The 22,841-nt window shown below is 63.2% G+C and carries 20 protein-coding genes; 9 read left to right on the top strand and 11 right to left on the bottom strand.

The window, feature by feature from the left end; all coding sequences use genetic code 11:
- Positions 1-226: 226 nt before the first annotated feature.
- The 3 genes from AC1MEK_RS00720 to AC1MEK_RS00710 are packed head-to-tail and all read left to right on the top strand — an operon-like array spanning position 227 to position 3,701.
- Positions 227-1,258: an ABC transporter substrate-binding protein gene (locus AC1MEK_RS00720; protein WP_480394338.1), complete on the top strand. Its 1,032-nt coding sequence runs from the start codon at positions 227-229 to the stop codon at positions 1,256-1,258.
- 56 nt (positions 1,259-1,314) lie between these two features.
- Positions 1,315-2,382 carry a phosphotransferase gene (locus AC1MEK_RS00715; RefSeq protein WP_480394337.1) on the top strand — a complete coding sequence of 356 codons (1,068 nt, stop codon included), beginning with the start codon at positions 1,315-1,317 and terminating at the stop codon, positions 2,380-2,382.
- Positions 2,379-3,701: an aspartate aminotransferase family protein gene (locus tag AC1MEK_RS00710; RefSeq protein ID WP_480394336.1), complete on the top strand. Its 1,323-nt coding sequence runs from the start codon at positions 2,379-2,381 to the stop codon at positions 3,699-3,701. The genes AC1MEK_RS00715 and AC1MEK_RS00710 overlap by 4 nt, the downstream gene beginning before the upstream one ends.
- Here the strand turns inward: AC1MEK_RS00710 and AC1MEK_RS00705 are convergent, their stop codons facing one another.
- The gene (locus AC1MEK_RS00705; protein WP_480394335.1) at positions 3,702-4,649 is read right to left on the bottom strand and encodes a LysR substrate-binding domain-containing protein; all 948 of its coding nucleotides are present in this window, start codon (positions 4,647-4,649) and stop codon (positions 3,702-3,704) included.
- Positions 4,650-4,770: 121 nt separating this feature from the next.
- On the opposite strand from AC1MEK_RS00705, the gene AC1MEK_RS00700 reads away from it, so the two are divergent.
- Positions 4,771-5,493 (top strand): AzlC family ABC transporter permease, encoded by a 723-nt coding sequence (locus AC1MEK_RS00700; protein ID WP_480394334.1) that lies wholly within the window; start codon positions 4,771-4,773, stop codon positions 5,491-5,493.
- Positions 5,490-5,816, top strand: a complete 327-nt coding sequence (locus AC1MEK_RS00695) for an AzlD domain-containing protein (protein ID WP_480394333.1) — start codon at positions 5,490-5,492, stop codon at positions 5,814-5,816. The genes AC1MEK_RS00700 and AC1MEK_RS00695 overlap by 4 nt, the downstream gene beginning before the upstream one ends.
- Here the strand turns inward: AC1MEK_RS00695 and AC1MEK_RS00690 are convergent.
- The gene (locus AC1MEK_RS00690) at positions 5,797-6,732 is read right to left on the bottom strand and encodes a LysR family transcriptional regulator (RefSeq protein ID WP_480394332.1); all 936 of its coding nucleotides are present in this window, start codon (positions 6,730-6,732) and stop codon (positions 5,797-5,799) included. The two genes, AC1MEK_RS00695 and AC1MEK_RS00690, sit on opposite strands and share 20 nt — an antisense overlap.
- 137 nt (positions 6,733-6,869) lie before the next feature.
- Here AC1MEK_RS00690 and AC1MEK_RS00685 point away from each other — a divergent pair, with 137 nt between their 5' ends.
- Both AC1MEK_RS00685 and AC1MEK_RS00680 read left to right on the top strand, forming a co-directional pair.
- The gene (locus AC1MEK_RS00685) at positions 6,870-7,133 is read left to right on the top strand and encodes a DUF2798 domain-containing protein (RefSeq protein ID WP_480394331.1); all 264 of its coding nucleotides are present in this window, start codon (positions 6,870-6,872) and stop codon (positions 7,131-7,133) included.
- Positions 7,134-7,365: 232 nt separating this feature from the next.
- Entirely contained in the window at positions 7,366-7,983 is a 618-nt protein-coding gene (locus AC1MEK_RS00680; RefSeq protein WP_480394330.1) for a trimeric intracellular cation channel family protein, read from the top strand.
- Between the two features lie 134 nt (positions 7,984-8,117).
- On the opposite strand, the gene AC1MEK_RS00675 is transcribed toward AC1MEK_RS00680, so the two are convergent.
- From AC1MEK_RS00675 to AC1MEK_RS00655, 5 genes are all read right to left on the bottom strand, one after another.
- Positions 8,118-8,609 carry a GNAT family N-acetyltransferase gene (locus AC1MEK_RS00675; protein ID WP_480394329.1) on the bottom strand — a complete coding sequence of 164 codons (492 nt, stop codon included), beginning with the start codon at positions 8,607-8,609 and terminating at the stop codon, positions 8,118-8,120.
- A gap of 587 nt (positions 8,610-9,196) precedes the next feature.
- Complete coding sequence (locus tag AC1MEK_RS00670; protein ID WP_480394328.1) at positions 9,197-10,996, bottom strand: ATP-binding protein; 1,800 nt, start codon at positions 10,994-10,996, stop codon at positions 9,197-9,199.
- A 215-nt stretch (positions 10,997-11,211) separates the two neighbouring features.
- Positions 11,212-12,060 carry a mechanosensitive ion channel family protein gene (locus AC1MEK_RS00665; protein ID WP_480394327.1) on the bottom strand — a complete coding sequence of 283 codons (849 nt, stop codon included), beginning with the start codon at positions 12,058-12,060 and terminating at the stop codon, positions 11,212-11,214.
- Between the two features lie 205 nt (positions 12,061-12,265).
- The gene (locus AC1MEK_RS00660; RefSeq protein WP_480394326.1) at positions 12,266-14,296 is read right to left on the bottom strand and encodes a response regulator; all 2,031 of its coding nucleotides are present in this window, start codon (positions 14,294-14,296) and stop codon (positions 12,266-12,268) included.
- Entirely contained in the window at positions 14,293-15,777 is a 1,485-nt protein-coding gene (locus tag AC1MEK_RS00655; RefSeq protein WP_480394325.1) for an ATPase domain-containing protein, read from the bottom strand. Before AC1MEK_RS00655 ends, AC1MEK_RS00660 begins: the two co-directional genes overlap by 4 nt.
- 266 nt (positions 15,778-16,043) lie before the next feature.
- On the opposite strand from AC1MEK_RS00655, the gene AC1MEK_RS00650 reads away from it, so the two are divergent.
- The gene (locus AC1MEK_RS00650; protein WP_480394324.1) at positions 16,044-16,856 is read left to right on the top strand and encodes a crotonase/enoyl-CoA hydratase family protein; all 813 of its coding nucleotides are present in this window, start codon (positions 16,044-16,046) and stop codon (positions 16,854-16,856) included.
- A gap of 102 nt (positions 16,857-16,958) precedes the next feature.
- Positions 16,959-17,807, top strand: a complete 849-nt coding sequence (gene nudC, locus AC1MEK_RS00645; protein ID WP_480394323.1) for an NAD(+) diphosphatase — start codon at positions 16,959-16,961, stop codon at positions 17,805-17,807.
- Here the strand turns inward: nudC and AC1MEK_RS00640 are convergent.
- The 4 genes from AC1MEK_RS00640 to AC1MEK_RS00625 form a co-directional block, all read right to left on the bottom strand.
- A complete protein-coding gene (locus AC1MEK_RS00640; protein WP_480394322.1) occupies positions 17,769-18,542 on the bottom strand; it encodes a TSUP family transporter in 774 nt (257 codons plus the stop codon). The genes nudC and AC1MEK_RS00640 overlap by 39 nt on opposite strands.
- A 203-nt stretch (positions 18,543-18,745) precedes the next feature.
- On the bottom strand, positions 18,746-19,885 hold the full coding sequence (locus tag AC1MEK_RS00635; protein ID WP_480394321.1) for a Gfo/Idh/MocA family protein: 1,140 nt from the start codon (positions 19,883-19,885) through the stop codon (positions 18,746-18,748).
- A gap of 933 nt (positions 19,886-20,818) precedes the next feature.
- The gene (locus tag AC1MEK_RS00630) at positions 20,819-21,586 is read right to left on the bottom strand and encodes an SDR family oxidoreductase (protein WP_480394320.1); all 768 of its coding nucleotides are present in this window, start codon (positions 21,584-21,586) and stop codon (positions 20,819-20,821) included.
- Positions 21,587-21,621: 35 nt separating this feature from the next.
- Positions 21,622-22,689, bottom strand: coding sequence for a phosphotransferase family protein (locus tag AC1MEK_RS00625; RefSeq protein ID WP_480394319.1), 1,068 nt, complete (start codon positions 22,687-22,689; stop codon positions 21,622-21,624).
- Between the last annotated feature and the right edge of the window lie 152 nt (positions 22,690-22,841).

Genomic DNA, 22,841 nt, shown 5'->3' with positions numbered 1-22,841 from the left:
GGATGGCTGGGGACAGCCTACACCACGATACTACAGGATAAAAAATATGATGCATCATATTCTGAATGTGTTACTAATGAGCCGCGCCCGGGTTCCGGCCCGACGGCGCCAGCGACCCGACGCTCGACGTCAGGCGCTGAATGCACCACTGCTGCCAAAAACAACAAAACGACCTGCCATCCCTTGAACGCTGCCGCTGACGCACGTAGCCAATGTGGAGAGACGCATGAACACGAAAATCGCAGCTGTACTCTTGCTCACGACCCTTGCGGGTGCAGTGAGCGCCGCTGAAAAACTGACCGTGGTTTCCTTCGGCGGCAACAACCGCCAGGCTCAGGAGAAAATGTTTTACGCGCCTTTTACGGCGCAGAAGGGCGTGGCGATCACTGCCGACGACTACAACGGCGAAATGGCCAAGATCCGGGTCATGGCCGACACTGGCAAAACCAGCTGGGACGTGGTGGAAGTCGAAACCCCGGAACTGCTGCGCGGTTGCAGCGAAGGGCTGTTCGAGCCGCTGGACTGGTCGCGCATCGGCAAGAAGGAAGACTTCATTCCGGCGGCTGTCAGCGACTGCGGTGTCGGCATTTTCATCTGGTCGACGGTGCTGACCTACGATCCAAAAAAGATCAAGAACGCGCCCCAGAGCTGGGCCGATTTCTGGGACGTGAAGAAATACCCGGGCAAGCGCGGCCTGCGTCGTGGCGCCAAGTTCAGCCTGGAGTTCGCCTTGCTGGCTGATGGTGTGGCCAAGGAAGATTTGTACAAGGTGCTGGGCACCGAAGAGGGCATTCAGCGGGCGTTCCGCAAGCTGGACCAGATCAAGCCCGAGATCCAGTGGTGGGAATCCGGCGCGCAGCCGCTGCAATGGCTGGCCGCGGGTGACGTGGTGATGACCTCGGCGTACAACGGGCGGGTCACCTCGGCGCAGAAAGAAGGGCAGTCGTTCGCCATGCAATGGAACGGCAGCCTGTATGACCTGGACCACTGGGCGATTGTGAAAGGCTCGGCGAAAAAGGCCCTGGCCGAGAGTTTCATTGCGTTTGCCAGCGAACCGGTGCAGCAGAAGAACTTCGTTGAAACCATCCCTTACGGGCCGGGCAACAAAAATGCGATGCCGCTGGTAGAAGCCGCCGTGGCGAAAAACCTGCCGACGGCGCCTGAAAACCTGCAGAACGCTCGGGCCACCGACGCGGAATTCTGGATCGACCACGGCGAAGATCTGGAAGAGCGCTTCACCGCCTGGGCCAACAAATGATCCACCGGGCCTGTCGCAACGGCGGCAGGCCTGTCACCGGGGCGAGGAGCCAGAAGATGTCGCTCGACAATGTATTGGATCAGGCCTGTCTGCTACAGGCCGCACCGGCGCGGGTGACCGACGCGCAAGTGCTGGCGGTCCTCAGGCAGCACTACGGGTTGAGCGGGCGCCTGGAAAAACTGGGCGGTGAGCGCGACCTGAATTTCCGGGTGGTGCTGGCGGACGGCTCGTCGCGCCTGCTCAAGATGTCCCATCCGCTTGAAAGCGCCGAAGTGGTGGGTTTCCACAACCAGGCCATGGGCCTGATTGCCCGGCGCGACCCGGAGCTGCCGGTGCAGCGGGTCTATCCCTCGCTCGCCGGTGCGTTCGTGGAAAGGGTCGAGATCGACGGCCAGTCGATGCTGGTCAGGCTGTTGTCGTTCGTCGACGGCCTGCCGCTGTACCGCGTCGGCCACACCTCGAAAGTGTTCCGGCAGAACCTGGGGCAGGCGCTGGCGCGTTTCGACCGGGCGCTTGAAGGCTTCGATCATCCGGCCGCCGGGCATGTGCTGTTGTGGGACATGCAGCACGCCGAGCGCATGCAGCCGCTGTTGCGGCATATCGAGCACGGCGCGCTGCGTGATCGGGTGCAGGTCAGCCTGGCGCGGTTCGAGGCACAGGCGTTGCCCAGGCTTGCGTCGTTGCGCCGCCAGGTGATCCACAACGACATGAACCCGCACAACATCGTCGTCGACCCGGAGCAGCCTGACGTGCTGCGCAATATTCTGGATTTCGGCGACATGGTCCAGGCACCGTTGGTCAACGACGTGGCGGTGGCGGCTTCCTATCAATTGGGGCTCTCGGGTGACGTGCTGGAACCGGCGCTGGACATGATCAGCGCCTATCACCGGGTCAATCCGCTGACCGCCGATGAGCTGGCGCTGCTGCCGGTGCTGATACAGACCCGTCTGGCGCTGTCGTTGTGCATCAACTTCTGGCGTGCCGACCTGCACCCGGACAACCGCGCATACATCCTGCGCAATTCCCATCGCGCCCGGGAAAGCCTGATGGGGCTGGCCGGGGTGTCCGATGCACTCATCCACCAGCGAATCGTTGCCGCCTGCGGCCAGGAGCTTCACGCATGAGCATGATCAACGGCTTCACCGCAGACGACGCCGAGCGTCTGTCAGAGAAAGAGAAACAGCTCATCGAACGTCGGGCTCGGGTGTTGGGTACCGCCTACCGACTGTTCTACGAGCGCCCGCTGCACACGGTGCGCGGCGAAGGCGTGTGGCTGTATGACGAACAGGGCCGGCGCTATCTGGATGCCTATAACAACGTGGCGTCGCTGGGCCATTGTCATCCGCGGGTGGTCGAGGCCATCGCCCGTCAGGCCGCGCAACTCAACACCCACACCCGCTATTTGCAGGAAGGCATTCTCGACTACGCCGAGCAGTTGCTGGCGACCTTTCCCGAGCCTCTGCAGCGGGTGATGTTCACCTGCACCGGCAGCGAGGCCAACGACTTGGCGCTGCGCATCGCCCGACAGTACACCGGTGGCACCGGCGTGATCATCACCCAGTTTGCCTACCACGGCGTCACCGGCGACATCGCCCAGCTTTCGCCTTCGCTGGGGCCGGCGATGGTGCTGCCGCCCCGTGTGCGAACGGTGCGCGCGCCGGACGCTTATCGCCTGGGCGCAGAGAATGTCGCGTCAGTGTTCGCCGCCGATATCAGGGCGGCCATCGATGACCTGCGCGCCCACGGCATTCGTCCTGCGGCGATCCTGTTGGACGGCATTTTTGCCAGCGACGGCGTGCTGGCCGAGCCGGCAGGTTTCCTTGCCGAAGGCATCGCGCTGGCCCAGGCCGAAGGGCTGCTGTACATCGCCGACGAAGTGCAATCGGGGTTTGCCCGCACCGGCCTGAACATGTGGGGCTTCCAGCGCCATGGCGTGCAGCCGGATCTGGTGACGATGGGCAAGCCGATGGGCAACGGTCAGCCGATCGCCGGATTGGTCGGGCGGGCGGAGGTGGTCGATCACTTCGGCAAGAACATGCGCTACTTCAACACCTTCGGCGGCAATCCGGTGTCCTGCGCGGCGGGCCAGGCAGTGCTGGACGTGATTCGTGACGAACAACTGCAAAACCGCTCCCACGAGATGGGCCAGTACCTGCTGACCGGCCTGCGCACGCTCGCCGAGCGCAATCCGATCATCGGCGATGTGCGTGGGGCCGGGCTGTTTCTGGGCGTCGAACTGGTCACGGACCGCGCCAGCAAGGCACCAGCCGCAGCGCAAACCCGCGCGGTGGTCAACGCCATGCGCGAACAGGGCGTGTTGATCAGCGCGGCGGGGCCTTTGGAAAACATCCTGAAGATTCGCCCGTTGCTGGCGTTCGAGCGCGAACACGCCGATCTGTTCATCGACACGCTGGGCAAGGCGCTGGAGGGTGTCGAAGCCTGATCAGGCGAACTGGGCGATCAGCCAGTCCTTCAGGCGGCGAGTGGCGGGGTCCTGGGCCTGCTGCTCGTTGACCACCAGGCACTGCAGCGATTCGCGCAGGATCATCTGTTCCTCCACCGGCCGCACCAGCCGGCCCTGTTGCAGGTGATGGCGGACCAGATGGTCCCAGCCCAGTACCAGGCCGCGGCCGTCCAGCGCCATCTGAATCAGCAGGCTGTAATCGTTGCTGCTGAAAAACGCCGGGCTGGCGGCTGCATGCAGTTCCGGCGACTGAAAGGCGAACCACACGTCCCAGTCCACCTGCTCGGAGAGCTGCGAGCGGCCATAAGGGTTCAGATCCAGCAGGCGGCTCTGGCGCAAACCCTCCAGCGTGCGCACCTGCGGATTTGCTTCCAGAAACTCAGGCGTGCACACCGGATAGACCGTTTCGTTGAACAGCGGAAGGGTCAGGTAGCCGGGGCGAGGGTCGGCACGCTTGGTGATGAAGATGTCGGGGGAAATCCCCGGCTCCATGTTGAGAAAGTGCGCCGTGGTGATGACGTTGAGCTCGATGTCCGGATGCGCGTCGATGAAGTCGTTGAGCCGGGGCGCCAGCCACAGTGCCGACAGGGCCGGCGAGCAGCACAGGGTCAGGCGGCGGTTGTCGTTCTGTTCGCGGCGGATGCGCTCGGTGGCCTGGAATATGTTCAGCAGCGACAACTGCGCGGCGTCGAACAGCGCCGCGCCTTGCTCGGTCAGGTCCAGTTCGCGTCCGGTACGGATGAACAGCTCGGTGCCCAGGTACAGCTCAAGGTCGCGGATCTGCCGGCTGATGGCGGCCTGGGTCACGCACAGGGTCTGCGCCGCTCGCGAGAAGTTGCGGTGCTTGGCTGCCGCCACGAACGAGCGCATGGCCTTGAAGGACGGCATCTTCATCAACGCGTGGTCGGGTAGCGGGCCGTTGCTCATAACAAAAAATGCCTGATTGTGCGAAGAAAAAGTCGATTCTGCCCCTCGTCGGGCGGCGCGTACACTCTATCGCACAACGCGCGCGAGGGCGCCGCTGTCGACAACAATAACGGGGACCCGCATGGCTTTCGGATCTGCAACCGGCGCGTTCATGGCTGGCGTACGCGCACTTCTTCCTCTGACACCGGGCGTGGTGCCGTTCGGCCTGGTGACCGGGGTCATGGCCATCGACATGGGCATGTCGCCTGCCACGGCGATGAGCATGACGCTGATCTTCTATTCAGGCTCGGCGCAGATGGTTGCCCTGCAACTGCTGCATCAGGGCGTGGTGCCGGTGGCGATCGTACTGACCGCGCTGATCATCAACCTGCGCTTCATCATGTACAGCGCCTCCATGGCGCCACATCTGCAAGGCATGCCGCGGCGCAAGACCTGGCCGCTTTCCTACCTGCTGTCCGATCAGTCCTTTGCCCTGTGCAGCTTCAAGCTCCGATCCGGGGAACTGGGCCGTTTCGCGCTGCCGTATTACGCAGGCACCGCGATCACCATGTGGCTGGTGTGGAACCTGTCGGTGCTGGCGGGGATTCTGATGGGCGCCAAGGTGCCACAGGCCTGGTCGCTGGGCTTCACCATTCCGCTGTCGTTCCTGGCGCTGCTGGTGCCGGCCATCCGCAATGTGCCGAGCCTGGCGGCGGCGGTGGTCGGTGGCCTGCTGGCGGTGCTCGCGGTCCGCTTGCCGTACAACCTGGGGCTGGTGACGGCGGCCTTCGGCGGCGTGGCAGCGGGGCTGCTGACGGAAACCCTGCGCAACCGCGCGCCGCAAGTGGAGGGGCAGACGCCATGAACGATCTGTCGATGTGGGGCATGTTTCTCGGCGCCGGGATCGGTACTTTTCTGCTGCGCCTTTCCTTTGTCGAAATCCACGGCCGCTGGGGCATTCCGGCGCTGCTCAACCGGGCGCTGCCTTATGTGCCCGCCAGCGTGCTGTCGGCGCTGGTATTGCCTGCGGTGGTCTACCCGGCAGGGCCGGGCGAGTGGGTGACGAACAACCCGCAATTGCCAGCGGCCTGTGTGGCAGCGCTGGTGGCCTGGTTCAGCAGAAGCACGGTGCTGACCCTGGCGCTGGGCATGGCCGCACTCTGGGCGTTCAAGTACCTGGCGAGTTGATGGGCCACTGGGCGCGCATCGCCTGTTCGACGAACTCGATGAACGCCCGCACCTTGGCATTCAACGCTGAACGCTCGGTGACACAGGCGTAGATCTGCATCGGTTCGGACTCGGCCCACGCTTCGCTGCGGCTGGCCGACTCGAACAGTGGCAGCAACCGCCCGCTGTCGATCAGCGGCTGGGCGATGAAGCTGGCCAGCCGCGCGATGCCGCCGCCGTTCAAGGCGATCTGGGCGATGGTGTCGATGTCGTCGCAGACAAATTCCGCATTGACCTTTACCTCGAAACGCTGGCCGTCGCGGCGAAAATGCCACGGCAGAAAGCGCCCGTCGGTGGGGTAGCGAAACACCAGGCAGGCGTGCTGTTGCAGTTCCTCTGGCGTCTTCGGCACCCCGGCGCGATCCAGATAGCCGGGAGCCGCACAGAACAGGAACGGAATCGAGGCGATGTGGCGGGCAATCAACTGATCATTGAGCTGCGCGTCGATGCGCAGGCTGACGTCGACACCCTCAAGCCGATGATCGACCCGCCGGTCGGTGCTGATCAACTCGATGTCGATGCGCGGGTAGGCCGCCTTGAACGTGGGTAACAGCGGCGCGAGCAGGTAACGGCCGAACGCCGTAGTGGTGGCAATGCACAGCGGGCCTTGCGGGGCAGTGGCGACAGCGGCGGCCTGAGAGGCGAGTTCGATGTCGTGGGGAATGTGCCGCACCTTGTCGAAGTAGCGTGCGCCGCTTTCGGTCAGGGCCATGCTGCGGGTGGTGCGCGACAGCAGGCGCACGCCCAGGTGCGTTTCAAGCCGCGCGATGCTCTGGCTCACCGCCGCCGGGCTCATGCCCTGCGCCCGTGCTGCGGCGGCGATGCTGCCGTTCTCGACCACGCGGATGAAGGTGTTGATCAGGCCCAGGGTGTCCATGGAAATCCTTTTGCGTGGCAGACGGATTCGTTGATTTTACTTAACGATCAATCAAGTGCAATGCGCCTACCGGGCTGTGCATCGGGTTGTTAGGTTAGCCGCTCACTGACCTTGTGCAGCCCGAAAAGGACGCTTCAATGGAAAACACGCCCACTGCAAAAACCTCATCCCTTCGCTTTTCCAAACACCTGACGCCTTATGTGTTCGCGCTCTACATGGCGACGATCATGGCGTTTCTCATGTGTCTGGTGATCACCGTCGCCGAGTTCGGCATTGGCGAGGACTACATGAAAAATGTGATGAATGCCTACCGGGTCGCGATGCCGTCGGCGTTCGTCTGCGTGCTGATCGTGCGGCCGTTGGTGGCACGGTTGGTGGCGTGGACGGTGCATCCGCATTGATCGGTTGACGTGCCGCATCGCGGTCCTGTAGGAGCGAATTCATTCGCGAAAATGGGGCAGGCGACAGAGATGCTTCGCCTGTACCGGCCCATCGCGAATGAATTCGCTCCTACAGGGGGAATGCGTTTGGCCTGGATAAAGTGGAACGCACACACTACCCGATCTTGCCGATTCTCCGATAACCGCCCATGCTCAGCGAGCAGCGCCTTACAACCTCAGGCAGGTCGGCTCGATGGGTTTTGAAGTCTTTCGTTATATCGATTTGATGGGCACCTTCGTCTTTGCCTTGAGTGGCGCGATGGCCGCGATTTATCGGCGCCTCGATATCTTCGGGGTGTTCGTCGTGGCGTTTGTCACCGCCTGCGGTGGCGGGGTGATTCGCGATCTGTGCATTGGCGTGTTCCCGCCCGCAGGGCTGGTCAATATCGAATACCTGAGCCTGGTGATCGTCGCCGTGGCGCTGGCGGCGTTCTTTCAGAATCAATTGCTCAGGCTCGCCCAGCCGACACTGTTTTTCGACGCCGTAGGCCTTGGCTTCTTTGCCGCGTTCGGCGTGCACAAGACCTTCGTGCACATTCCCCATGTCGAGCTGTCGATCGTGCTCGGGGTGATCTCGGCGGTGGGCGGCGGGGTGATTCGTGACATTCTGCTGGGCCGCGTGCCCGCCATCCTGACCAAGGAAATCTACGCGCTGGCGGCCTTTGCCGGGGCGTTCGTCCAGTTGCTGGGCGATACCCAAGTGATTGACGACCGCCTGAGCCCGTGGCTGGCGATCGCCCTGTGCACGGGGGTGCGGATGCTGTCGCTCAAGTACGGCTGGAATTTGCCGGCCCTGAAGAAGGAGCCTTGAATGAACGCACTGATCGATGGCGTTCTCAAGGGCCTCTCGCCGGCAAGCCGGACTGCTACGTCGATATGTGGGTGTTCTCGAATGACGAGTTTGCCTAGGTCCCGTAGCAGTCCGGCTTGCCAGCGACCGCCTTCTCAGAGCTCCATCACCATCTCATGCCAGGCCATGCCGCCATGGTCGGATTCCGAAGGTTTGACGTAGCGATAACCCATGCGCGCGTACAGCTCGACATGGCGCTCCTTGCATATCAGGTGGATGGTGCGCTTGCCCAGGTCGCGCATGTGCTGGACGAAGTGGCGCATCATCAGCGACGCGTAGCCCTTGCCCTGATGGGCCGGGTCCAGTACCACTGACATGATCACCACGTTCGGCGCGGCGCTGTCGTGGCCGATTAGTTCCTTGAACGCTTCATCGGACATGACCACGTCAAAGGCGCAGCCGCCGTTGATGAAGCCGATCACTTCGCCGCCCAGCTCCAGGATCTGGAAGCCCTGCGGGTATTGCTCGATACGAATGGCGATCTTCTCGCGGGTGGCTGCCTCGTCGCCCTCGTAGGCCGAGGTTTCGATCTCGAAGCAGCGGGAGACGTCCGCCGGTGTGGCGTCGCGAAAAACGGGGGTGGTCATGATGGCCTCGCAAGGAAAATCGAGGCGCCATGATAGGAAAATCCCGCGGCGCTGGCTAATGCCTGCAGATACCATCGTAGAACTCAAGCTCTGATCCGTAGCAGTCCGGCTTGCCGGCGGTAGCGATCTTGCGGATTACCCGCCGGCAAGCCGTGCTGCTACGGAGGGCATCGCTCTCGTGCTTTTGATCTGGCTTTTGATCTTGGTGCGCGATAGCTCAGACACCACAAATCGCGACTTGGGTGCAGGCCGAATGGAGGTCTCGTGGAGTGGGTTGAGCGGCATGGATGCCGCGAGAGGCGCGTTGGGCCATGGATGGCCCTTCGCGCCGGGCCCACGGAGCGGGACCGGAGAGAGGAAACCCGACGCAGGAGGGCCCAACCAGGAGCAGGACCCCTTGGTTACTTGGGGGTGGTGCGGCATTCCGACTTTTCCAAGTAACTCGACGAAGTCGAAACAGATCTGACGTTAGGAAGAGCGCCTTTGATCTTCCTCCCTACGCATTCTTTCTGACACGGCCAGGTCGCTTGATTTTACTGCCGCTGCGGTCGGACGCGACCCCGGGCGACCGCCGGCAAGCCGGACTGCTACGGATCGGGCGTAACCTGAATCGGCAGCCACAGCGTGATCGTCGTGCCTTGGCCCTCGACGGACGTGATATCGAAACCGCCCCCCGACTGCAGCGCCAGGCCCTGGGCCATCGACAGGCCCAGGCCGGTGCCCTTTCCCGCGCCCTTGGTGGAGTAGAACGGTTCCAGACAGTGGGCGAGGGTGTCGGCGCTCATGCCACAGCCGGTGTCGGACACGGTCAGGCAGACGTAGTCGCCGGCCTGCATCATCCCCCGCGGCAGGAAAATGGACTGGACTGACGCGGCGATCTCGAGCCGGCCTCCGTCAGGCATGGCATCGCGGGCGTTGACCGCCAGGTTGAGCAGCGCCAGCACCAGCTGTTGCGGATCCACCCGCACGGCGGGCAGGGCGGCCGGTATCGCAATCTCGAGGACGATCATCGATTCCAGCGAACGTTCGATCAGGTCGCGCAGTTCGCCCACCAGTTGCCCGAGGTTGACGGCTTCCGGCTTGAGGGTCTGGCGGCGGGCGAAGGTCAACAGTTTGCCTGCCAGCGAACGGGCCCGCTCGGCAGCCTGCAAGGCACTCTTGGTCAGCCGCTGGCTGCCGGCGTCATCGTTCCGGCGCGCGATCAGCTCAAGCGAGGCGATGATCGGGGTCAGCAGGTTGTTGAAGTCATGGGCGATGCCGCCGCCGATCTGCCCGACCATTTCCATCTTGCGCGACTCATGCAGCTGCGCCAGGGTCATCTCCCGTTCGGCGACGATGCTGGCGACGCGCTCCTCGAGTTGCTCGTTGAGTTTGCGCAGGTCGCGCTCGCCCTTGGCATGGTTGATCCACAGCCAGGCCAGTTTGGCGACTTCACGGGTCAGACGCAGGTGATGGCTGCCGAAGCTTTCCAGTGCGGCCGGCACAATGCTCATGACCGCCGCAAGCTTGCCGTGATGCAGCACCGGGATGTCCACCCGCGCAGGCGGCTCATGCTCCAGAAAGGCCAGGATATCCGGGTCGGGCATGCCGCTGCGGGCGCCGCTGTCGTGGTGGAAGATCACGTAACCGGCGCGCAGCTGGCTGAGGGCGAGGGCATCCCAGCTGAACAACTCGCCATCCCGGCACAGGCGCCCGCGATCGTAAACTTGCGCGAGTTCGAAGGATTCGCCGTCATCCTCGCTGATGGCCAGGCGAATGGTTTCCGGCTCGAACTCCGAGCCCAGCTGGCGCAGGACATGGGCTTCGATCACGTCGGGATCGTTGAAGGCGGGCAGGGCCTTGCCCAGGTCGACCAGAAACGCCTGGCGCTGTTCGAATTGCACGCGCTCGGTGGTCTCGGTGACGATGCACAGCACGCCGCCCACCGAGCCGTCCTGCTCGCGCACTGCCGAATACGACACATCGAAATAGACCGTTTCGCCCCGCGCGCTGCGCTTGATGTAGAAGGGGCGGTCCTTGGCGCAGAAGGTCTGGCCGGTTTCGCGCACGCCGCGCAGCAAGGGTTCGAGGTCGTCCCACAGCTCAGACCAGTTCTCGACGGCGGGCCTGCCCAGGGCGCCGGGGTGCTTGTCGCCGATAGTCGGGAAGTAGGCATCGTTGTACAGCGCCACGTACTGCGGGCCCCAGAAGATCACGATCTGCGCTTCGACGGGCAGGGTGGTCGCCATCAGCATTTTAAGGCTGTGGGACCATTGCGCCGGCGGGCCAAGGGGTGAGCGGTGGTCCAGAGTGGTTTGCAGCAGCGTGCTCACCTCGCCAGTGCCGGGCAGGAACCACGTCGCGCTGTCAGCGGGCGCGCGGGGCTCTTCGGGTCGCAGTCGTTCCATGGGCGGTGGGCACTTTATCGAGGGTGGGCGGGCATGTGCTGTTAGAACCACGGCGATGGCCGACCGTTCCATCCAGATCAAGCGATTGCCCGCAGCGGGATCAGCACGCCGAGCAGATTCGATATTCATCGAACAAAAGTCAACGCACTTTCAGTTGTTCAGACGCTGCCGATCCGGCGAACCACCGGATCGGCAGGCAAGTGCGGCGTGACGCCTTAGCCGGCGCTCTGTTGCAGAAGCACGGTCTGCGCGGGCATCGGCGCCGGAAAACCGGCGTCGCCCAAGGCATCCTTGATGGTGCGGTTGGTGTCGAAATACACCTGCCAGTAATGCTCGTTATGGCAGTACGGCCGTACCGCCAGCACCGGGCCGACCAGATTGAAGTCCAGAATTTCCACGTCGACGCCAGGTTCCGTGACGACGTTGGGCAGAGCGGCGATTTTCTCCTTGAGCAGGGCCGCTGCGGCTTTCCAGTCTGCCTGGGCCGATAGCTGTGCGGTCAGGTCGACCCGGCGGAACGGGTTGTGGGTGAAGTTCTGGATGTTGTCGCCGAAGATCTTGTTGTTGCCCACCAGCGTCAACACGTTGTCCGGTGTGTTGAGGGCGGTGGCGAACAGGCCGATTTCCGTGACGGTCCCGGTCACACCGCCGGCACAGATGAAATCGCCGACCTTGAACGGGCGCAGGACAATGATGAACGCCCCGGCGGCCAGGTTGGCCAGAAGCCCCGACCAGGCCATGCCGATCGCCAGCCCGACAGCGGCCAGCAGGGCGGCGAAGGTGGTGGTCTGCATGCCCAGATAGCCGAGGATGGCGATGACCAGCACGATGTTCAGGGTCACGGTGATGGCCGAACCGACGTAGCGCAGGACCGTCGGGTCGACCTTCTGCTTGCTCAGGGCGCGCTGGACCATGCCGACGGCAAAGCCGATCAGCCAGCGTCCGACGATCCAGAAGGCGATTGCGGAGAGGATTTTTACAGCGAAAGCGGCACCGTACAGCTGCACTACGGCCAGAAGTGCGTTGAACTTCTCGGTGGTGAGGTTAACGATGGTGTCGTCCATGGTAGGGGTGCTCGCGTTGAGAAGGAACAGCCTTCAAACGCTAGCACATGGGGACGAGCTTCGAACGTGTGGGAGCCGGCTTGGTGCGGGCGGCGTTCCGACGAATGCATTCTGGCGGTTGCCACTGCATTGAATGACACACCACATTCGCCAGCAAGCCGGCTCCCACGGCCTGCGGCCAGAGGCGGTTCATGCGTGCGGCCCTTTACCCCTCGATCATCTCCCGCACCTTTGCCGTCAACTGATCGAAGGCGAACGGTTTGGTGATCATCTGCATGCCGGTTTCGAGAAACCCCGCCCGCACGCCTGCATTCTCGGCATAGCCGGTGATGAACAGGACTTTCAGCTCCGGGCGCATCTGCCGGCCGATGTCCGCCAGTTGCCGGCCGTTCATGCCCGGCAGGCCGACGTCGCTGATCATCAGGTCGATACGCTGGCCGGACTCAAGAATCGGCACCGCGCCCACCGCATCGCCGGCTTCCAGGTACGCATACCCCAGCTCGCCCAGCACCTGGCTGACCAGCGCCCGCACCGCCGGGTCGTCCTCGACGATCAGGATGGTTTCGCCTTCCTGGGCACCCACGGGCTGATGATCGAGGGCGACATCGGTTTCTTCCTTCGCGCCCTGGAACCTGGGCAGGAACAGTTGCACCGTGGTGCCATGCCCGACCTGGCTTTCGATTGACACGTGGCCATGGGACTGCTTGCTGAAGCCGTAGATCATCGACAGCCCCAGCCCCGTGCCCTGGCCGATCGGCTTGGTGGTGAAGAACGGGTCGAAGGCACGGCTGATGACCGTCTCCGGCATGCCGCTGCCGGTGTCGGTGACGCTGAGCACCACGTAATCGCCGGGCAGCAGGTTTTCGTGGGCGTTGGTGAAGTTGCGGTCGAGCTTGCGGTTGAAGGTCTCGATCATCAGCATGCCGCCACCGGGCATGGCGTCGCGGGCGTTGAGTACCAGGTTGAGCAGGGCGCTTTCGAGCTGGTTGGGGTCGGCCTCGGCGGTCCACAGTTCCTTGGCCAGGCACATGTCCAGGCTGATGCTCTCGTTGACGCTGCGATGCAGCAGCTCGCCCATGGAGCGCACCAGCTCGTTCATCTCCACCGGTTTTGAGTCCAGCGACTGGCGCCGGGAAAAGGCCAGCAGACGGTGGGTCAGGGCAGCGGCGCGGTTGGCCGAGGTCACGCCCAGATCGATCAGGCCGTCCAGATCATCGGTGCGGCCACGGGCGATGCGTCGGCGCAGTAATTCCAGGCTGCCGATGATGCCGGTCAGCATGTTGTTGAAGTCGTGAGCGATACCGCCGGTGAGCTGGCCGACCGCTTCCATTTTCTGTGACTGGCGCAGCACTTCTTCGTTGTGGCGCAACTGCGAGGTGCGCTCCTCGACCTGTTGTTCGAGGGTTTCGTTCAGGCGCCGCAGCTGGGTTTCAGCGCGCTTGCGCTCGGTGATGTCCGAGGTCACGCCCACCAGCAGGCTGACCCGGCCGTTGCGCCCGCGAATCGCCCGGGCACGGGCGTCCACCCAATGCAGCGAGCCGTCGGCCCAGACGTTGCGAAATTCGAGGATGAAGTCTTCACCGGTGTCCAGCGCATGCTGCAGCGACGACTGCATGCGCGGCTGATCTTCGGCATACACCGACTCCAGCCAGTCGTGGTAACTGAACGGCGCATGTTCATCGCGGCCGAAATGCACCTTGCTGATCGCCGAGCAGTTGAGCCGTAAATGCTCGGCCTCCAGCTGCCAGGAACCCAGGCGCCCGGCCTTGAGCGCGTGTTGTAGACGCTGCTCGCTCTCGAACAGGTCTTCCATGCGGCTGCGCGCTTCGTACTGGCGCCTGCGCCCGCGCACGGCGGTGCTGACCAGGCTGACCAGGGTCGCCGGATGAAAAGGCCGTTCGAGGAAGGTCACGTTACCCAGCATCTTGCCCAGCCGCGCCGACGGATTCTGCTCCGGGCCGCCGTGATGGGTCAGCAGCACGATGGGCAGGTCCGACCAGGCCGGTTGGTTGCTCAAAAGGTTGAGCAGCGGATTGAGGTCGACCCCGCGCATTGCTTCGTCCGCCACGATGGCAAGGCCGGCGCCGGAAGACAGCTCCCGGCACAGGCCTGCCAGATCGTGGGTGATGAGCGCCGGGAAGCCCGCTTCCTGCAGGATCATCAGGGCAATCTGGCTGTCCCGGCCGTGTGGCGCGAGGATGATTGCCCGTTCCGAAAGTTGTCCCGGTGTACTCACACGTCCTCATCCTGCAGCAGCGGGTTGTTCTCACCCATATATTGCGGGACCCCGCGCAGCACGCCCTGGAATTCATCCAGCGGCGTGCCGATCCGCAAGCCATTGCTGCTGATGCGGTATTCACGGATGGTCGACTCGTGGGTGCCGGTGCGCTTCTTGATGATCGAGATGGCACGCCGAACTTTGCCCAGCGCCTCGAAGTACCGCAACAGGATCACGGTGTCGGCCAGGTAGGTAATGTCCACTGGCGCCTCCATGTCGCCCACCAGGCCGTGCTGGGCCACGGTGATGAAGGTCGAGGCGCCCTGACGGTTGAGGTACAGCAGCAGCTCGTGCATGTGCAGCACCAGCGCGTTTTCTTCCGGCATCGCCGCGCGGTAGCCGTTGAGGCTGTCGATGACCACGGTGCGGATCTGCATCTCGTCGACGCTGCGTCGTACCCGATGAGAGAACTCGCCGGGCGACAGTTCGGCGGCGTCCACCTGTTCGATCAGCAGGTTGCCGGTTTCCTGCAGGGCGGCCAGGTCGATGCCGACTTTGCGCATGCGTTCGAACAGTAGGCCGATCTCTTCGTCGAAAATGAACAGCCCGACCTTTTCGCCCCGGGCGACGGCTGCGGCGGCGAACACCAGGCTGACCAGCGATTTACCAGTACCGGCAGGGCCGAGAATCAGGGTGCTGGAGCCGCTGTCGATGCCGCCACCGAGCAGCGCGTCGAGTTCGCCGATGCCGCTGTTCAGTTGAGTACTCTGGTAGGCCGAACGGTGCTCGGCGGCTACCAGGCGCGGGAACACATGCACGCCGTCCTCAAGAATGGTGAAGTCGTGGTAACCGCCGCGATAGCGCTGGCCGCGGTATTTCACCACCCGCAGGCGACGACGCTCGGCGCCATAGTTGGGGGTCAGCTCCTCCAGGCGGATCACCCCGTGGGCGACGCTGTGCACGGTCTTGTCCAGCAGCTCGGTGGTAAGGTCGTCGAGCAGGATGACCGTGGCGTCGTAACGCGCGAAGTAGTGTTTGATCGCCAGGATCTGGCGGCGATAACGCAGTGAACTCTGGGCCAGCAGGCGGATTTCCGAAAGGCTGTCGATGACCACGCGCGATGGCTTGACCCGTTCGACGATCTCGAAAATCTGCTTGGTCGCCTCGCCCAGTTCCAGGTCCGAGGAGTACAGCAGGCTTTGCTGCTGCTCGGCATTGAGCAAGTCTTCGGGCGGGGTCAGCTCGAACACGCTGATCTGCTCGTTCAGTTCCCAGCCGTGGGAGCGGGCGCCGTCGCGCAGTTCGCGCTCGGTCTCCGACAGCGTGATATAGAGGCAGCGTTCGCCTGCGGCCACACCCGCCAGCAGGAACTGCAAGGCGACGGTGGTTTTGCCGGTTCCAGGCTCACCTTCCAGAAGAAAGACGTGGCTGCGTGACAAGCCGCCCGCGAGGATGTCGTCCAGACCGGTGATGCCGGTTGCCGCTTTTGATGTAGTCAAAGATCGCCCTCTTGAAACCTTGAGAAGTGGCGCGCCGATGGCTCAGTGGCAGCCCTTGGCTGACGAAAATAGCAAGAAATTCGCGATCGCGCGTCGCCATCATTCTGGACCGTTGGCGTCGCCGACGGTTCCCTTTTTCCGGCGCGTGTCGCCTGGACGGCTCGATTCTGGTCCGGCAAATGGCGCAACCGTGGCCTGCGACCGAAAAACCGGCTTGTTATAGTCGGCGCTCCCGGATTTCCCACCGCCAGCCAAGGATCATCGCCGTGTCCGACTACAGCGCTTTCAAGGTCGAACTGACCGACCACATCGCCCACGTGCAAATCAACCGCCCGGAAAAGATCAACGCCATGAACGCGGCGTTCTGGACCGAGATCATCGATATCTTCCAGTGGATCGAAGACACCGACGAGGTGCGCGTGGTGGTGCTCAGCGGCGCGGGCAAGCATTTCTCCTCGGGCATCGACCTGATGATGCTGGCGCAGGTGGCCAACGAACTGGGCAAGGACGTGGGGCGCAACGCGCGCATGCTGCGGCGCAAGATCCTGCAGATGCAGGAGTCGTTCAGCGTCGTCGACCGCTGCAGCAAACCGGTGCTGGCGGCGGTGCAGGGCTACTGCATCGGCGGCGCGATCGACCTGATCAGCGCCTGTGACATGCGTTACGCGGCCGATGATGCGCTGTTTTCCATCCGCGAGATCGACATGGGCATGGCCGCCGACGTCGGCACGTTGCAGCGCCTGCCACACCTGATCGGCGATGGCATGATGCGCGAGATGGCCTACACCGGGCGCAACGTCAAGGCCGATGAAGCCCTGCGCATCGGCCTGGTCAACCGCACCTTCGGCGATCTTGAGCAGTTGCTCGACGGAGTGTTCGGGATCGCCCGGGAAATTGCCGCCAAGTCGCCGATCGCCATCAGCGGCAGCAAGCGCATGATCGGCTACATGCGCGATCACAGCGTCGATGACGGGCTCGAATACGTTGCCACCTGGAACGCTGCCATGTTGCAATCAGCGGATCTTAAACTGGCCATGGTTGCCCACATGGGCAAACAGAAACCGGTCTTCGACAATTGACCGGCCAGACCGTATTTGCAGGCACCCGTTGCCGCCGAACCTGACGCGCCGCTTGTGCAGGCGCGTCGAGCCGCGCGGGTCGCCCATAAGAGGAGTGCTTTCATGACGCGCCCCAGGCGTTGGACCACCGCCGTACTCGACACCCAGGCCACCGGCGGTTGGGCCGTAGTTCACAGTGATCAGGGCTTTCTGCTGGATGGCAACGGGGTGATGTTTCCCCGCCAGTGGCTGGCGCAACAGGACCTGCCACTGATGAGTGAGCACGGCATCGGCCATTTCGATGGCGAGCCGGTTTACGTGCAGGTGCTCAAACAGCCGGTGGAACTGCCTGGCACTCACTGGCAGACCCTGCGCCAGTTCATGCTGGCCGATGACGTCGATGTGTTCCAGAAGCTCGGCTATGCCGCGCAGATCAGCACCTGGGCCCGCGAGCACCGCTTCTGCGGCAGCTGTGGCCAGCCGACGGTTCAGGTGCCGGGCGAGCGGGCGATGTACTGCAAGGCCTGCGACCTGCGGGCCTACCCGCGTATTTCACCGAGCATGATCGTGCTGGTGACCCGCGGCGACGAAGTACTTCTGGCCCGTTCGCCGCGTTTTGTCACCGGTGTCTACAGCACCCTGGCCGGGTTTGCCGAGCCAGGCGAATCCGCTGAAGACTGCCTGCGCCGCGAGGTGATGGAAGAGGTGCAGATCAAGGTCAAGAACATCCAGTACAAGGGCAGCCAGTGCTGGCCGTTCCCGCACTCGATGATGCTGGGCTTTCATGCCGAATACGAGAGTGGCGAGATCGTACCCCAGGCCGACGAGATCGAGGATGCGCAATGGTTCAGCGTGCACGACATGCCGCCGTTGCCAGCCAGCCGCTCCATCGCGCGCTATCTCATCGACCTGTACCTGGCCCAGCGCCTGGGCTTAGTTGAACCAGTGCTGCCAGGCCAGGCGGACGGTTAACGCCAGCACCACGGTGATGAACACCGGGCGGATGAATTTGGCGCCGCCCGAAATCGCCGTGCGCGCACCCAGGAACGCACCGACCATGAGCGCCGAACCCATGGCCAGGCCGATCGCCCAGTCCACCGTGCCGTTGATGGCGAAGATCGTCAGTGCGGAGGCGTTGCTGACGAAGTTCATGCTGCGCGCCACGCCGCTGGCCTTGACCAGGTCCACCGGGTACATCAGCAGCGTGCTGACGGTCCAGAACGCGCCGGTGCCTGGCCCGGCCACGCCGTCGTAGAAGCCCAGGCCGAAACCTTGCGGGAACTGCCAGCGGGTCTTGATCGGCGCGTCACTGTCCAGCGGCGCCTTGGGTGTGCCACCGAACAACAGATACAGGCCACAGGCGAAAACGATCACCGGCAGCATCTGGTTCAGCAGTTCGGCCGGCAGGTAGTGGGCCACCACCGCTCCGACCAGGGCGCCGATCAGCGTACCGAGCAGGCCGCGCTTCCACTGCGCCGGGTGAAACAGCTTGCGCCGGTAGAAGGTGAAACTGGCGGTGGCCGAGCCGAAGGTCGAGCTCAGCTTGTTGGTGCCCAGCACCAGATGCGGCGGCAAACCGGCAGTGAGCAGGGCAGGCGTGGTCAACAGACCGCCGCCACCGGCGATGGCATCGATGAAACCGGCCACGAAGGCGACAAGGGCGAGCACCAGCAGCGTGGTGGGTTCTACGGACAGTTCTAACGGCATGGGCAAGGGCTTACTTGGCAGACGGGCAGAATGGCTGCCCGGAAGCGCGGCATTCTACCTGTGCCCTTGCCAACAACGTACCTGTAGGAGCGAATTCATTCGCGAAAGATCTGCCAGGCGATGTTGATGTGTCGTCTACACCAACGATTCGTCGGAATGCCGCCCAGAATGAATTCGCTCCTACAGGGAACATTTGCGGCCTATCAGATGGTGGCCACCTTCACCCAACGCTCCTCGCTGGCCGCCACGCGAATGGCCGTTGCCAGGCGTTCCACTTCCAGCGCTTCGGCAAAATCCGGCCCTTCATTGCCTTGCCCGCACAGCGCCTGGATCAGCGCATGCACCTCCAGCGTCTTCAGCTCGTTGTAGCCCAACTGATGCCCCGGTGCCGGGCAGAAGGCGGCGTAACCCGGCTGGGTGGGGCCGGCGAGAATCCGCTGGAAACCGTCACGCCCCGGGGCACCTGCGCGATACAACCTCAATTCGTTCAGCCGCTCCTGATCGAAGGACAGCGTGCCCAGCGTGCCACTGATCTCGAAACTCAGGTGGTTCTTGTAGCCGTGCTTGAGCCAGCTGCTGCCGAAGGTGCCACGCGCGCCGTTGGCGAAGCGCAGCAGGGCGAAGGTCTGGTCATCGATGCTGATCGCGCGCGACTCCGCGCTGCCCTTGGTGGTGGGGCGGCGGGTGTGGACGGTCTGGGAGTCGGCACACACCGCTTCGATGTCGCCCAGCAGGTAGCGCGCCATGGCCAGCAGATGGCTGCCCAGATCCGCCAGCGCACCGCCGGCATGGGCCTGTTCGCAACGCCAGGACCACGGGGACTGGCCATCGCCCATGAAGTCTTCGCTGAACTCACCCTGGAAGCTGACGACCTGCCCCAGCTCGCCGCTCTGGATCATCTGCCGGGCGAGGCCGATCATGGGGTTGTGCTGGTAGTTGTAGCCGACCCGCGTCACCACGCCGGCTTTGCTGGCGGCCTGTTGCATCTCGCGGGCCTGCTCCAGGCTGACGGCCAGTGGCTTTTCGCAGTAGACGTGCTTGCCCGACTCCAGCGCGGCCATGGCCATGGGATAGTGGAGGTGGTTGGGGGTGGTGATGGCGACGATGTCGACGGTCGGGTCGCTGATCAGTTGCTGCCAGTCGGCATGGCTGCGCTCGAAGCCCCAGCTGCGGGCGCACTGTTCGGCGCGGGCGGCGTCGGCATCGGCCAGTGCGGCGAGTTTGAGGTGCACGGGCAGGTCGAAGGTGGTGCGGGTGTTGTGGAAGGCCAGGGCATGGGCACGGCCCATGAATCCGGTGCCGATCAGGCCGATGCCCAGGGTGGGGAGAGTTGATTCGCGCATGACGATGGGTCCTTTCCGGGGTGTTGTTATTCGCAAAATGTATTCGGTCGGGGTGGTTGGGTGGAATCTTTTTTCCATCAAATGTGCGTCAGGATCGCCTCACGGGATTGTTTTTTGGTTTGTGTACATCCTTGGCGTCTCGGGTGTTTTGGCGATTGAAGGGTCTGGCTAACGCCAGACCTGTTTCGACTTCGTCGATCAAGATCAAGATCAAGATCAAGAGCGCTCTTCCTAACGTCAGATCTGTTTCGACTTCGTCGAGTTACTTGAAGGGACCAAGTAACCAAGTCCTTGTGCTCCTGGTTTGGGTCCGACTGCGTCGGACTTCCTTCATTCCGGCCTCGTTCCGTGGGCCCGGCGCGAATGGGCCATCCATGGCCCCGCGCCTCGCGCGGCATCCTGCCGCTTGGCACACTCCACGAGACCTCCATTCAGCCTGCACCCAAGTCGCGTTTGGTGTCGTCTGGGCTATCGTGCATGAGGATCAAGAGCAAAAGCCAAATCAAGAGCGCGAGGGCGATGCCCTTCGCAGCAGCCGAGCTTGCTCGCGGGTGGCCCTCAAGATCGACCCCGCCGGCAAGCCGTGCTGCTACGGGGAGGATGTGGTGTTCAAAAGCGCAGATATCACAGGCGACACCAAACGCGACTTTGGGAGGCTGAGTGGAGGTTTCGCGTAGTGGGTCAAGCGGCAGGATGCCGCGCGAGGCGCGGGGCCATGGATGGCCCATTCGCGCCGGGCCCACGGAGCGGGACCGGAGCGAGGGAACCCCGACGAAGGAGGGGCCGGACAGGGAGCACGAACCCTTGGTTACTTGGGGTCATCAAGTAACTCGGCGAAGCCGAAACAGGTCTGCCGTTAGGCAGACCCTCTAAGCATCAACCCGAAAAGCGGATATGCACCCATTGTCAGGATCGCCTCACGGCGCAAAAGCGCTAAGACAAAAAACCCCCATCCACATTCAACGCCACCCCCGTCGTATAACTCGACGCATCGCTGGCCAGGTACAACACCGTCCCGGCCATCTCGCTCGGGTCGGCCACGCGCTTGAGCGGAATCTGCGCCAGTGCAGTGTTGAGGATCTTCTCGTTGCTGACCAGCGCCGACGCGAACTTGGTGTCGGTCAGTCCCGGCAACAGCGCATTGCAGCGGATCCCGAACTGCGCGCACTCCTTGGCGAACACCTTGGTCATGTTGATCACCGCCGCCTTGGTCACCGAATAGATGCCCTGGAAAATCCCCGGCGACACCCCGTTGATCGACGCCACGTTGATGATGCTGCCGCCGCCGTGTTCGCGCATCAGCTTGCCGGCTTCCACCGACATGAAGAAATACCCGCGAATGTTCACATCGACCGTCTTCTGGAACGCGCCGAGATCCGTGTCCAGCACGTTGCAGAACTGCGGGTTGGTGGCCGCGTTGTTGACCAGAATGTCCAGCCGGCCGAATTCTTCGCGGATGCGCGCGAACACGCTGGTGATCTGTTCCATCTCGCCGATGTGGCAGGCGATGGCCGTGGCCTTGCCGCCTGCGGCGATGATCGCGTCGGCGACCTGCTGGCAGCCGTCGAGTTTGCGGCTGGAAACGATGACGTGGGCGCCCTGTTGGGCGAGCAATTTGGCGATGGCCTCGCCGATGCCGCGGCTGGCGCCGGAAACGAAGGCGATCTTGCCGTCGAGGTCGAACAGTGGGGTCTTGGACATGTTGTCTTCCTTATCGTGTCTCAAAAGGTCGCAAATCAGAGCGCAGAACGGTCGATGACCTGCAGGGCCATGTGCTCCAGCAGTTTGTTCATGTGGATGAACTGGGCGAAGCGTTTGTCCTGGGTCTGGCCGTTGAAGAAGCGGTAGTAGATCTGCTGCACGATCCCGGCCAGGCGAAACAGGCCGTAGGTGTAGTAGAAGTCGAAATTGTCGATGGCAATCCCGGAGCGCTCGGCGTAGTAGGCCACGAACTGCTGGCGGGTCAGCATGCCCGGCGCGTGGCTGGGCTGGCGGCGCATCAGTTGCACCGGCGCCGGGTCGTCCGCCTGAATCCAGTACGCCAGGCTGTTGCCCAGGTCCATCAGCGGATCGCCCAGGGTGGTCAGTTCCCAGTCCAGCACGCCAATGATCTGCATCGGGTTGGCGGGGTCGAGGATCACGTTGTCGAAGCGGTAGTCGTTGTGCACCAGGCTCGACACCGGGTGGTCAGCAGGCTTCTTGTCATCCAGCCAGCGCGCGACCTTTTCCCAGCTCGGCGCGTCGGCGGTGCGGGCCTTGTCGTAGCGTTCGGTCCAGCCGCGAATCTGCCGCTCGACGTAACCCTGAGGCTTGCCCAGGTCGCCCAAACCGCAGGCGTTGTAGTCGACCCGGTGCAGGTCCACCAGCTTGTCGATAAAGCTCTTGCACAGCGCCTCGGTCTTTGCCGCGTCGAAGTTCAGCTCGGCCGGCAATTCGGCGCGCAGGATGATGCCCTTGACCCGCTCCATGACGTAGAACTCGGCGCCCAGCACCGATTCGTCGGTGCAATGCACGTAGGCCTTGGGGCAATACGGGAAGGCGTCCTTGAGCTGGTTGAGGATGCGGAACTCGCGGCCCATGTCGTGGGCGCTCTTGGCTTTGTGGCCAAACGGTGGGCGACGCAGCACGAACTCGTGTTCGGGGTATTTCAGCAGGTAGGTGAGGTTGGATGCGCCGCCGGGAAACTGGCTGATCTGCGGCTCGCCGCTCAAGCCCGCAATATGGGCCTTGAGGTAGGGATCGATCTGCGCAGCGTCGAGTTCTTCGCCGGATCGAACCTGGGTGGACTGGTCGGTTAGGGCCATGCTTATCCCTGCTGTTTATTTTGATGGGTCAGGATCATTGGCTAATCTAATGCGCCAACGCTTTGCCGGACAACGTCAACGGGGTGTTATTGGCGAGCGTGTTGAAGGTCGATCAGCCGTTTTGATTCGTAGCGATCAGAAACCATGGCGCA

The sequence above is a fragment of the Pseudomonas sp. 2 genome (genome assembly GCF_056627435.1).
Note: the sequence above shows the minus strand (reverse complement) of the source record. Positions and strands in the feature narration are given on the sequence as shown.